Consider the following 12,623-nt stretch of genomic DNA (forward strand, 5'->3'; position numbering starts at 1 on the left):
GGGCAGGTCCGCCAGGGCGCCGAGCTCCTGCCAGCCCGAGGGGAAGCGGTGCGGCACGTCCTCCGCGTGGTTCGCCCCCGCCTGCCCGCCCGAGGGCGACGCCGGCACCGGCATGGTGGCGACCAACTCCGTCGCCCCGCGCACCGGCAACGTCAGCGCCGGCACCAGCATCTTCGCCATGGTCGTCCTCGAGGGCCCGCTGGAGAGCGTGCACCACGAGCTCGACCTCGTCGCGACCCCCGCCGGCGACCTCGTCGCGATGGTCCACTGCAACAACGGAGCCAGCGAGCTCGCCGGCTGGGTCGGCCTGTTCTCGCGATTCGCCGCCGCATCCGGCGGACCCTCCGACAGCGACGCCGTCTACGGCACCCTCTTCGCCGAGGCGCTCGAGGGCGAGGCGGACGCGGGCGGACTGCTCGCCTACAACCACCTCGCGGGCGAGCCGATCGCCGGCCTGGTCGAGGGCCGCCCGCTCGTCGTGCGCACCCCCGACTCGCGCCTCACGCTCGCCAACTTCATGCGCGCGCAGCTCTACGGCGTGTTCGGCACCCTGGCGCTGGGCATGCGCGTCCTCGCAGGGGAGGGCGTCCGGATCGACGAGATGTTCGCGCACGGAGGCATGTTCCGCACCGCCGGGGTCGCCCAGCGCTTCCTCGCCGGCGCGCTCGACGCCCCCGTCTCGGTCGCCGCGACCGCCTCCGAGGGCGGCCCGTGGGGCATGGCGGTGCTCGCCGCCTACCGCCTGCAGAGCGGAGTCGCGCTCGACGCGTACCTCACCGATCAGGTCTTCGGCGACTCCGGCTTCGAGACCGTCGCCCCCGACGCGGACGACGTCGCCGGCTTCTCCGCCTACCTCGAGCGCTACCGCGCCGGCCTCGCCGTCGAGCAGACCGCCGTCGAGACCCTCACCGACCCGCAGAACCAGGGAGCCACCGCATGACCACCCAGACCCCCGCCGTCGAGGAGGCGATCGCCCGCGTCCGCGAGGACGTCGCGCGGCTGCACTCCGAGCTCGTCCGCTACGGCCTCGTCATCTGGACCGGCGGCAACATCTCGGGCCGCGTGCCCGGTGCCGACCTCTTCGTGATCAAGCCCAGCGGCGTCTCCTACGACGACCTCGCGCCCGAGAACATGATCCTCTGCGACCTCGACGGGAACGTCGTCCCCGGCACCCCCGGCAGCGACCGCAGCCCCTCCAGCGACACCGCGGCGCACGCCTACGTGTACCGCGAGATGCCCGAGGTCGGCGGAGTCGTGCACACGCACTCCACCTACGCGACCGCGTGGGCGGCCCGCGCCGAGTCGATCCCCTGCGTCATCACCGCGATGGCCGACGAGTTCGGCGGGGAGATCCCCATCGGCCCGTTCGCGATCATCGGCGACGACTCCATCGGCCGCGGCATCGTCGCGACCCTCAGCGGCCACCGCTCGCGCGCGGTCCTGATGCAGAACCACGGCGTCTTCACCATCGGCAAGGACGCGAAGGACGCCGTCAAGGCGGCCGTCATGGCCGAGGACGTCGCCCGCACCGTGCACCTCGCGCGCCAGGGCGGCGAGCTCGTCCCCATCCCGCAGGAGTCGATCGACGCCCTGTTCGACCGCTACCAGAACGTCTACGGACAGAACCCCACCGGAGCCATCGCATGAGCGTGTACCAGAGCATCATCCCCGACCTCGCCACCCGCACCGTCTGGTTCCTGACCGGCAGCCAGGACCTCTACGGCGAGGACACCCTCCGCCAGGTCGCCGAGCAGTCGCAGGCCGTCGTCGCGCAGCTCAACGAGGCGAGCGCGATCCCCGTGACCGTCGAGTGGAAGCCGGTGCTGAAGAGCTCCGACGCCATCCGCCGCACCATGATCGAGGCGAACTCCGACGACTCCGTGGTGGGCGTCATCACCTGGATGCACACCTTCAGCCCCTCGAAGATGTGGATCCACGGCTTCGACGCGCTCGCCAAGCCGCTGCTGCACTTCCACACCCAGGCGAACGTCGCCCTGCCGTGGCAGGACATCGACTTCGACTTCATGAACCTCAACCAGGCCGCGCACGGCGACCGCGAGCACGGCTACATCCTCAGCCGGATGAGCGTGCCCCGGAAGACCGTCGTCGGCCACGCGAGCGACGCTCGCGTCACCGAGGCCATCGGCACCTGGTCGCGCGCGGCCGCAGGCTGGTCCGCCTCGCAGAGCATGAAGGTCGCCCGCTTCGGCGACAACATGCGCAACGTCGCCGTCACCGAGGGCGACAAGACCGAGGCCGAGATCCGCCTCGGCGTCAGCGTCAACACCTGGGGCGTGAACGAGCTCGTCGAGCGCGTCGACGCCGCCACCTTCGAGCAGATCGACGCCCTCGTCGCGGAGTACGTCGAGAGCTACGACGTGGTCCCCGAGCTGCTCCCCGGCGGCGAGCGCCACGAGTCGCTCCGCTACGGCGCCGCGGTCGAGATCGGCCTGCGCTCGTTCCTGGAGGAGGGCGGCTTCGAAGCGTTCACCGACAGCTTCGAGGACCTCGGCGGGCTCCGCCAGCTCCCCGGACTCGCCGTGCAGCGCCTCATGGCCGACGGCTACGGCTTCGGCGGAGAGGGCGACTGGAAGACCGCCGTCCTCATCCGCATCGCCGCCGTCATGGGCGCCGGCCTCCCCGGCGGCACCAGCCTGATGGAGGACTACACCTACGACATGACGCCCGGCGAGGAGCTCATCCTCGGCGCGCACATGCTCGAGGTGTCGCCGTCCCTGTCGTCGAAGCGCGCCTCGCTCGAGATCCACCCGCTGGGCATCGGCGGCCGCGAGGACCCGGTGCGCCTGGTCTTCACCGCCGACGCCGGCCCCGCCGTGGTGGTCGCCCTGAGCGACGTCCGCGAGCGCTTCCGCCTGGTCGCGAACAAGGTCCAGAACGTCGAGCCGCCCCAGACGCTCCCGCACCTGCCCGTCGGCCGCGCCGTCTGGCAGCCCGCCCCGGACTTCGGCACCAGCGCCGCCGCCTGGATCACCGCCGGTGCCGCGCACCACACGGTGATGACGACGCAGATCGGGCTGGAGGCGTGGGAGGACTTCGCCCGCATCGCCGGCGTCGAGCTCCTCGTGATCGACGAGTCGACCACCCTCCGCGGCTTCGAGTCCGACATCCGCTCGAACGCGGCGTACTACCGCCTCTCCCAGGGCCTGTAGATCCTGCGAGGCCGGACGGCCGGCTCCCTGCGGGGGGCCGGCCGTTCCGTCGTTCCCGGCGAGCCGCCGGGTCGGGGCGGGGGGCCCGCCGCCGAGACCGACCTGGATCACGTCGGCGATCGAGGTCGGATCGCCCTCTCCGGCCCGTTCGGCGCCCGCTGCAGCGTCCTGGCCCCGGTTGCGGACGCGGTCGCAGCACGACGGAGGCCGGGAGGCCCGGACGGCCCTCGCGGGCAGTCGGTCCTTCCGGCCTCCGGGACGCAGGCGTGCGGCGGACGGTCAGTCGCGCGAGGTCGAGAACGCCGCGTCGAAGGCGTCGGCCGGCGGCGTGATCGCGTTGAGCTTCCGCACGAAGGCCAGGGCCTCGGGGGCGCCGTCGAGGCGGTCCATGCCGGCGTCCTCCCACTCGACGCTGGTCGGGCCGGTGTAGCCGATCGCGTTGAGCGCGCGGAACACCGGCTCCCACGGGACGGCGCCGTGCCCGGTCGAGACGAAGGTCCACCCGCGGCGCGGGTTCGCCCACGGCAGGTGCGAGCCGAGGACGCCGTTGCGGCCGTCGAGGTTGGTGACCGACTCCTTCACGTGAACGTGGAAGATGTGGTCGGCGAAGTCGAGCACGAACGCGACGCTGTCGAGCTGCTGCCAGACGAAGTGCGACGGGTCGAAGTTGAAGCCGAACGAGGCGCGGTGGCCGATCGCCTCGAGGGTGCGCTTGGCGGTCCAGTAGTCGTAGGCGATCTCGCTCGGGTGCACCTCGAGCGCGTAGCGGACGCCGACCTCCTCGAAGACGTCGAGGATCGGGTTCCAGCGGTCGGCGAAGTCCTGGTAGCCGGCGGCGATCCACTCGTCGGAGGCGGGCGGGAACATGGCCACGCCCTTCCAGATCGACGAGCCGGAGAAGCCGTTGACCTGCGTCACGCCGAGCGCGGCGGCGAAGCGGGCGGTGTCCTTGAGGTCCTGGGCGGCGCGCTGCCGGACGCCCTCGGGGTCGCCGTCGCCCCAGACGCGGTCGCTGAGGATGTCGCGGTGGCGCTCGTCGATCGGGTCGTCGCAGACCGCCTGGCCGGTGAGGTGGTTCGAGATCGCGAACACCTGGAGGCCGTTGCGCTCGAGGATGTCCTTCCGGCTCTGCACGTACTCCGCGTCGTCCCAGCGCGCCACGTCGATGTGGTCGCCCCAGCAGGCGATCTCGAGGCCGTCGTAGCCCCACTCCCCCGCGAGGCGCGCCACCTCCTCGAAGGGGAGGTCCGCCCACTGGCCGGTGAAGAGGGTGATCGGTCGCGTCATCGCGGATTCCTAACTCTCGACTCCCGCGCGCCGTCGCACCGGGAGAGGTAATTTGAGGGTTCACGCAACATATCAGGCACTCCCGCGAGCCCGAAAGGAACCGATCATCGCCCCGATCGCCGGCGCACTGTCGCGCACGCCCACCCTCGTCACCGCCACTGCGGCCCCGACCTGGGAGGAGGGCCTGATCGTCGGCAGCGGCCGCGTCGGCGCCGTGGTGCACGGCCCGGCCGACTCCCTGACCGTCCCGCTCGCCCACGAGCGCTGGTTCCTCCCCGTCAATCCGCGCCCGGACGCGCCCGACCTCGCCGGCGTCCGCGACGAGCTGCGCGGCGCCCTGCTGGCCGGCGACTCCGACACCGCCACCGCCCTGCTCGCCCGCGCCGCCCGCGACAGCGGCTACGACGGCGGCCTGATCTGGACCGACCCGCTCGGCCTCTGCGCGACCGTCACGCTGCGCACCCCTGGCGGCGTCGCCTCCGCGGTCCGCCTGATCGATCCGCTCGGCGGCGAGGCCGCGGTGGAGTGGACCGACGAGGACGGCGGCCGCCACGCCGTGCGCCTGCTCGCCCCGCACGGCGGCGAGGGCGTCCGGCTGGCTCTGGAGTCCTCCGCGGACACCGTCGTCACCGTCGAGCTCGCGCTCGGGGCCGGCGAGGCGACCTCCTTCGACACCGGCGTGCCCGACGCCTCGGCCGTGGTCTCGTCGCACGTCGAGGGCGGCGCCTCCGCGGTGCTCACGGCCGAGGCGGGCGAGGGCCCGACCGCGATCCGCGCCGTGACGCGGGCGACGAGCGGAGCGACGTGGCGCGTGGCCGGGGGCGCCGCCGTCTCGGACGTGGAGATCTCCGCGGGGGTCGCCCGCGTGCTCCGGCTGGACGTCGCGATCGGCGCGGCTCCCGACGCCTCCGCCGACCTCTCCTGGGAGGAGCTGCGCGACGCCCAGCGCGAGGGGCACGGCCGGCTGGTCGGCGCCTCCGTGCTGGATCTCGACGGCGCCTCCGACGCCGAGCTGACCGAGGACCTGTGGGACGCCGCCCGCTCCGGCGACGCGGGCGCCCGTCGCCGCGTGGTCGAGCTGGCCTGGCTGAGCGGCCGGGCCAACATCGTCGCGTCGACCGGCGAGCTGCCGCCGACGCTGCAGGGCGTCTGGCAGGGCACCTGGCGGCCGGCCTGGTCGGCCGACTACACGCTGAACGGCAACGTGCAGAACGGCGCGATGGCGGGGATGATCCCGACCGGCACGCCCGAGCTGGCGCTGTCGATCCTGGAGCTGGTGCTCCCGCACCTCGACGACTACCGCGAGAACGCGCGCCTCGTCTACGGGGCGGAGGGGATGCTCCTGCCGTCGCGGATGTCGACCCACGGCCGCGCCGACCACTTCGCGGCGAGCTACCCGCACCTCTTCTGGACGGGCTGCGGCGGCTGGGTGCTGCGCCTGGCCGCCGACGCCGTCGCGGCCACGGGAGACCGCGGCATCGTCGACGACCGGCTGTGGGAGCTGGCCGAGGGCGTGCTGCGCTTCGCCGAGACCGGGACGACCGTGGTCGACGGGGTGCGCCGGATCGTCCCCTCCTACTCCCCCGAGAACACACCGGGTGGTGCGCGCTCGCCGATAGCGGTCGATGCGACGATCGACGTCGCCGTGCTGCGGGACGCCGCGCGGGCGACGGCGCTGCTCGGCCGGGCCCGCGGCGACGACTCGCTCGACGAGCGCTGGGCGCGGGTGGTGGCGGAGCTGCCGGAGTACCGGGTCGCCGAGGACGGCACGCTGGCGGAGTGGATCGACCCGCGGTTCGCGGAGGAGATCGCGCACCGGCACGCGTCGCAGCTGTACCCGCTCTGGTACGCGGGCGACGCGGCCTTCGAGGGTCCCGGCGCCTCCGCGGTGCGGCTGCGGGCCGCCGCGGCGGCGACGGTGGCGGCGAAGATCGCGTGGCGGGCCGAGGCGCCGACCGCTCCTCCCGGGCGGATGGAGATGGCGTTCGGGCTGGTGCAGGTGGGCGTCGCGGCGGCGGCGCTGGGTGACGGGGACGCGGCGCTGACCTGCGCGGAGTGGCTCGCGGTCGAGCACTGGTCACCGACCCTGACGACCCGGCACGACGCGGGGAGGATCTTCAACCTCGACGCCAGCGGCGGACTGCCGGGGCTCGTGGCGGCGATGCTGCTGGGATCGGATGACGAGACGCTGACGGTGCTGCCGGCACTGCCGTCCGCGTGGGCGCGGGGTGCCGTGACGGGGCTGCGCGCGCGCGGCGGGGTGGTCGTGGACCGGCTGGAGTGGTCGCCGGGGCGGGCGTCGCTGTGGGTGCGGCGGGTGCCGGGCGCGGAGTGGCTGGCACCGGCGGGCGGGACGCGGGTGCGCACGCTGCGCGACGCGGTGCTGCGGGTCGACGGGCGCGAGGTGTCGAGCGGGCTGGAGCTCGGTGCGGAGGCGGTGCGCGTGGACGTGGAGTGGCGCGGCTGAGGGCGCTGCGGAGGGTCCGGCTGCGGCACGCGGAACGAGCTCCGGTCCGCCGACGGAGGCGGAGCAGCGCACCGGATGTCGTCCCCGCTGGCCGCCGGACCCGCCGTGTGGCCGCGTCGACGTGAGAACGAGACGCGCGCCGGATGCGGTGGGGTCGGTTCAGCTCCGCGAGTGCCCGTAGCGGCCGTAGACGCGGTTGCGAGCCGCCCGCTCGGCGGCGGGCAGGCGCTGCGCATCGGCGATCTCGTAGACGCCGAAGGTGTCGCGCAGGCGCGAGGCCGGGTCGACCTCGACGAAGGTGCACCAGGGCAGCCAGTGGTGGTGGCTGCGCAGGGTCTGGGTCGCGAAGTCGCCGCTCTCGTGGCCGAGGCCGGGCATCGCGTAGCCGATGCTGCCGTCGACGTCGGTCGACTGGCGGGTGTTGCGGTGCAGGAACTCGGCGAAATCGAGGTAGTGCTCGTCGCCCGTGATCAGGTGCAGTCGGTAGTAGCTGTACGAGCAGGCCGCCATGTAGACGTCGGCGCCGCCGCCGAGGGTGATGATGCTCTGTCCGCTGATCGAGTACCGGTTGAAGGGATGCGCCCAGGGCGCGCGGACCGGGAAGGACCACGCGTACGTCCAGGTCTCCGTGTAGTCGGCGGCGCGGACGGCGCCCTCCAGCCAGCGCGGCTCCTCCGTCAGGTCGTACAGCGCGAGGAAGCCGAACAGCCCGTAGATGCCCGCCTCCTTGTCCTGGATGTCGGCGTTGTCGCAGGTGCCGCCGCGGTACTCCAGGGTCCGGTGGATGTTCGCGAACGACCACTCGCCGGCGCGCACCGCGGACGCGCGGTAGCGCCCCTCCCCCGTCACGAGGTGCAGCTGCACGAGGAAGCGGATCACGCTCGGGGTGTTCGAGCGCGAGTCCATCCGCACCGAGCCGTCGGCGTTGTAGGCGCGGTGGAAGCTGCCGTCGGCGTCCTGCACCTCGAGCAGCCAGTCGGCGGTCCGCCGGCAGAACTCGAGCCAGAGCGGGCGCTCGTCGCCGAGGTCGCGCAGGTGCAGGTAGGCGTCGAGGATCGCCTCGACGCCGTCGGCGAGCATCCGCAGGTAGTGCGGGTACGGCTCGAAGCCGCCGAGCGAGGGGTTGAAGCACATCCGCGGCGGGCCCGACTCGGGCAGCGCGGTCCGCGCCCAGAAGTCGACGATGCCGACGCCCTGCTCGAACGCCTCCGGCACGCCCTCGCGGTCGCCGTAGCGCAGCAGCTGGTAGCCGATGCCGGGCTGCTGCCCGACGAAGCCGAACTGGAAGGAGACGCTCGAGACGTCGAGGTCCGGCAGCTGGCAGGCGAACGGCAGGCCCCAGGAGTCGCCGTAGCGGCGGGTGAGGCGCTGGAGGATCGCCATGCCGTGGTGGAAGTGCCGCTCGTTGTCGACCTCGAACAGGTCGTCGCGGAGCCGGGCGTAGGTGCTGCGCCAGGTGGCGCGCATCATCGTCGCGAAGTCGTCGTACCGACCGAGGTCGACCGCGACGGCGTAGCGCTGGCGGAAGCCGACCTCGACCGGGTGGTTCACCCGCTGCAGGGCCTTCGGGGCGGCGTCGTAGTCGAGGCCGGAGTAGGGGTTGTCGATCGGGCGCTCGCCGTCGGCGCCCGGGTGGACGTAGTCGATCGACAGGCCCGCGGGCGGCACGTCGAGCGGGGTCCGCACGCCGAAGCCGTAATAGAGGTAGTTCAGCGTCGTGCCCTGCGGGCGGCTCAGGCCGATCGAGCCGACGGTGCACTCCGGGTCGGTGAAGTTCTCCGAGCGGACCACGTCCAGGCGCGGCAGCGTCGCGTCGGCCGCCCAGCGCGAGAGCGCCACGGTCTCGCCGGTCGCGAGGCTCTGCGCGGCGAACAGCGGCAGCGCGTAGTGCGTCTCGGTGCGCCAGAAGTACTCGCTGCCGGGGTCGCGGCCCATCGCGTCGGCGGGACCGAAGGCGTTGTCGCGGTACCAGGCGCCGGGGGCGAAGCACTCGTAGTCGCGGAGGTCGTCGGACCCGGTCAGCCCGAGCGAGACGGCGGTGGAGAAGCCGAGGTCGCCGCCGGCCGCCAGCACCTCGACGTCGCGGTGCACGGAGAATCCGTCGCCCGCGACGCGCCAGACGTCGGTGACGGCGAAGGCCGACCCGGAGCGGACGGTGATCGTCCCGCTCGCGGTGATCGCCCCCTCCGACAGCGAGACGTCGTCGTAGGGCGCGCCGGAGTACTCGCTGATCGCGGCGACGGTCTTGACCGTGACGCGCAGCGGCCGGTCGTTCGCGTGAAGGACGCGCTCGCCCTTGAGCACCTCGAGGCCGCCCGCCTCGACGCGGAGGGTGTAGTCGCCGGAGCGCAGTTCCACGGTGGTTCCTTCCCGGAGGGTCATCTCAGCTCTTCTCGTCGTGCGCGCGGGGGCCGGCCGATGCGGCGGCCCCCGCCGGCTCATCCTCGAGCCGCTGCGCCCCGGGATCGAAGCGCCGCGAGCCCGGCCGGAACAGCAGCGCCACGCCGCCCTCGACCAGGCCCGCGAGCAGCAGCAGGATCGCGAACGGGATCAGCGAGATCTCGGCCCACGCGCCCATCACCGGCATCACCAGTCCGGCCGCCGTGAAGCTGACCGTGCCGAGGATCGCCGTGACGCTGCCCGCCTCGCTCGACGGACCCTGCAGCGAGAGGTACTGCACCGGGGCGAAGCCGAGCGAGCGGCCGGCCAGCGCGAACGTCAGCGCGCCGACGACGACGAGCAGCGGCTGCGTGCCGGTGAGCGCGAGCACCGCGACCACGACGGCGCCGAGCGCCGTGACTATCGCCGAGGCGAACATCGCGAACCGGGGTCCGAAGCGCGGCACGATCACCCGTCCCGTCGTCTGCCCGACCGCGATCGTCACGAGCGAGGTGACCAGGAACAGCAGCCCGTACAGGTCGGGCCCGACCGCGTAGACGTTCGTGTAGAGGAAGGGAGCGGTCGCGAGATACGCGAAGCCGACCGACCAGCCCGCGGCCGAGGCGGCGGCGAGCGCCAGCACGCGCGGCCGGCGGAGCATCCCGAAGGAGTTGCGCAGCGACGGGCCGAGCCCGCCCTGGTGCCGCCGCTCGCGGGGCAGCGTCTCGGGCAGCACCAGGAGCGCGATCACGGTCGCGAGCGCTCCCCAGGCGGCGACCGCGAGGAAGGAGCCGCGCCAGTCGATCACCTTGGTCAGCTGCGCGCCGACGGAGGGCACCAGGATCGGGAAGACCGAGACGATCACGGCGAGGTTCGCGAGCATCGTGACGAGCCGCTTGCCGCTGTAGAGGTCGCGGACGATGGCGGTGACGACGACGCCCGCGGCGGTGCAGGCGGCGCCCTGCACGAAGCGGGCCGAGAGCAGCACGGCGGTGTCGGAGGTCATCGCCGCGACGAGGCTCGCCGCGATGTGCAGCGCCGCCGAGACGCCGAGCGGCCACTTGCGGCCGACCGCGTCGCTGAGCGGTCCGGAGATGAGCTGGCCGGCCGCGAAGCCGAAGGTGGCGCCGGTGACGACCAGCTGGGCGGTCGCGACCGAGACGCCGAGGTCGTCCTGCAGCGTCGGCAGGAACGGCAGCACCAGGTCGATGGTGAGCGGCCCGAAGCCGACGAGCATCGCGAAGATCGGCAGCAGGAGGCGGCCGCGGGGCATCGCCCGGACGGCGGGGGAGGCGGTGGAGGCGGTCATGAGCGCGGAGCGCAGGTCACGGAGGGGATCCTGTCCATCAGCTCCCGGCCGAGACCGGGAAGTAGAGCGAGAAGGGTTCGTCGACGACCTCGTGCAGAGGCCGGAAGCGGACGGCGGCGGGCTGGCCGACGGCGCGGTAGCCGCGCAGCCACTGAGTCCACTGCCGCTCGTTGTCGGGGGCGAGCAGGGCGGGGGCGTCCTCGAGGCGCCCCCGCAGCGCGATCTCGCGGTCGACGAGGCCGGCCAGCACGATCGGGCCCTCGACGAAGGCGACCGTGCCCGGCTCGTCCGGGATCGGCACGGCGCGGATCTCGGTGCCGAAGGCGAGGTCGACGCTCGTGCGGCCGCCGGGGTGCTCGATCAGGAGCGCGCCGTCGCCCGCCCGGACGCGCTCGGCGTCGCCCGCGACCCCCGGCTCGCCGACGGTCCACTCCGGCACCCGCAGCCGCACGTGCAGCGCGACCCCCTCCTCCGAGACGATCTCGACCCGGATCCGCGAGGCGGTGGGGCGGTGCACGTCGCCCGCGGCACCCGCGTTGGCGTCCGGGCCGACGTAGCCGGCGGTGTCGAGCACCTCGACCCGCACCGCCGCGTCGCCGGCGGCGGTCGGCAGGCGCAGGCTCGCGTCGACGTGCTGCGCGATCGTCAGCTCGGCGTCGCCGCCGCGGTAGAAGACGAGCCCGGAGTGGCGCGTGTGCGCCTGCACCAGCGTGCCGTGGCAGCACCAGAAGTCCTCGGTCGGGCTGCCCCAGTCCTTGCGGGCGCCGCCCTCGAGCGGCAGGAAGTAGGCGACCATCCCGGTCCGCGGGTTCTGCTGGGCGAGGAGGCCGTTCCAGAGGTTCCGCTCGATGTAGTCGGCGTAGGCGAGGTCGCCGGTCCAGCGCAGCAGCACGTCGGCCAGCCGGATCATGTTGTAGACGACGCAGTGCTCCTGCGTCTTCTCGCCGCGGCGAGCGGCGAACGCGAAGGGCGGCGTCCAGATCTCGCCGGAGGTCTGACCGCCCGTGCAGAAGGTGCCGCGGAGCGTGACCGCCTGCTCCCAGTAGGCCTCGACGATCCTCCGCCAGCGCTCGTCGCCGGTGACCTCGTAGGCGCGGGCGGCGCCGAGGACCTCGGGGATCGTGGTGTTGGCGTGCATGTTGGTCAGCACGTCGCGGCCCTCGAGCAGGCCCTCGAAGAGGGAGCGGCGGTCGTAGCGGCCGAGAAGCTCGGTGTAGACGGGGTCGCCGGTGATCGCGAGGAGGTCGGCCCAGACCTCGAGCATGCCGCCGGTCTCGACCTCGAGGATCTCCTGGAACGCGGCGTCGTCGAATCCGCGGACCCACTCCAGCAGCGGGACCGTGGCGGCCCGCGCCATCCGCAGCGCCCGCTCGTCGCCGAGGTCGAGGTGCAGGTCGACGAGGCCCATCAGCAGCTTGTGCATCGCGTACTGCGGCGCCCAGATGGGGCGGCCGGTCGCGAGGCGGTCGAGGTAGCCGCGCGGGATCGCCCAGATCCAGCCGCCGCCGTTCTCCTCCTGGCAGCGCTCGAGTCCGTCGAGCACGGAGTCGATCCGGACGCGCAGCAGCGGGTCGCCGGTGACCGCGACCTCGCGGGCCGCTGCGGAGAGCCAGTGGCCGAGGAAGTGCCCGCGCAGCTGCGAGCCCGGCGTCTCCCAGCCCCAGTGCCGGTCGAGGCCGCGGGCCTCGCGCGAGTCCTGCGAGGGGTGCAGGTGCCAGCCCTGGTCGCCGATCCCGGCCTCGATCAGGAAGTTCTGCAGCAGCCCCTCGTCGGTGAGCGAGAGGAGGTAGTCGCGGTTGAGCCGCCGCCGCGCGTCGAGCACCCCGCGCTCCAGGCGGGTCTCGTGCGGGGCCGGGTGGGTCAGCGGCATGGGTGCTCCTCGTCGAGGCCGTGGGTGGTGGGGGTGAGCGGTGCGAGCGGTGATCGATCGGCGCGGGTCGATCCGCGCGGTGGTCCGTCCGACCGAGGGTCGAGATCGATCTCTCGCTGTACTCAGACCAGGATCGACGAT

8 protein-coding genes are annotated in these 12,623 nt (G+C 73.4%); 4 read left to right on the forward strand and 4 right to left on the reverse strand.

The features are described from left to right. The 3 genes from C5C99_RS14320 to araA form a co-directional block, all read left to right on the forward strand. Positions 1–940, forward strand: a 940-nt coding sequence (locus C5C99_RS14320) for an FGGY-family carbohydrate kinase (RefSeq protein WP_374953738.1), incomplete at its 5' end; no start/stop codon positions are given. Continuing rightward, positions 937–1,647 (forward strand): L-ribulose-5-phosphate 4-epimerase, encoded by a 711-nt coding sequence (locus C5C99_RS14325; protein ID WP_104224687.1) that lies wholly within the window; start codon positions 937–939, stop codon positions 1,645–1,647. The genes C5C99_RS14320 and C5C99_RS14325, both read left to right, overlap by 4 nt. Further along, positions 1,644–3,170, forward strand: coding sequence for an L-arabinose isomerase (gene araA / locus C5C99_RS14330; protein WP_104340271.1), 1,527 nt, complete (start codon positions 1,644–1,646; stop codon positions 3,168–3,170). Before C5C99_RS14325 ends, araA begins: the two co-directional genes overlap by 4 nt. Positions 3,171–3,449: 279 nt before the next feature. On the opposite strand, the gene C5C99_RS14335 is transcribed toward araA, so the two are convergent. Then, positions 3,450–4,457 carry a sugar phosphate isomerase/epimerase gene (locus tag C5C99_RS14335; RefSeq protein ID WP_104226056.1) on the reverse strand — a complete coding sequence of 336 codons (1,008 nt, stop codon included), beginning with the start codon at positions 4,455–4,457 and terminating at the stop codon, positions 3,450–3,452. Positions 4,458–4,509: 52 nt separating this feature from the next. Here C5C99_RS14335 and C5C99_RS16885 point away from each other — a divergent pair, with 52 nt between their 5' ends. Then, positions 4,510–6,924: a glycoside hydrolase family 95-like protein gene (locus C5C99_RS16885; protein ID WP_146085520.1), complete on the forward strand. Its 2,415-nt coding sequence runs from the start codon at positions 4,510–4,512 to the stop codon at positions 6,922–6,924. Positions 6,925–7,083: 159 nt separating this feature from the next. Here C5C99_RS16885 and C5C99_RS14345 read toward each other — a convergent pair whose 3' ends face one another. From C5C99_RS14345 to C5C99_RS14355, 3 genes are read right to left on the reverse strand one after another with little or no spacing between them, the layout of a single operon-like run. Continuing rightward, the gene (locus C5C99_RS14345; protein ID WP_104269144.1) at positions 7,084–9,282 is read right to left on the reverse strand and encodes a hypothetical protein; all 2,199 of its coding nucleotides are present in this window, start codon (positions 9,280–9,282) and stop codon (positions 7,084–7,086) included. Positions 9,283–9,307: 25 nt separating this feature from the next. Beyond that, positions 9,308–10,612, reverse strand: a complete 1,305-nt coding sequence (locus tag C5C99_RS14350; RefSeq protein WP_104340273.1) for a multidrug effflux MFS transporter — start codon at positions 10,610–10,612, stop codon at positions 9,308–9,310. A gap of 37 nt (positions 10,613–10,649) precedes the next feature. Continuing rightward, a complete protein-coding gene (locus C5C99_RS14355; protein WP_159939850.1) occupies positions 10,650–12,482 on the reverse strand; it encodes a beta-L-arabinofuranosidase domain-containing protein in 1,833 nt (610 codons plus the stop codon). Positions 12,483–12,623: the final 141 nt, after the last annotated feature.

This window comes from Rathayibacter sp. AY1C4 (genome assembly GCF_002932195.1).
Classification (GTDB): domain Bacteria; phylum Actinomycetota; class Actinomycetes; order Actinomycetales; family Microbacteriaceae; genus Rathayibacter.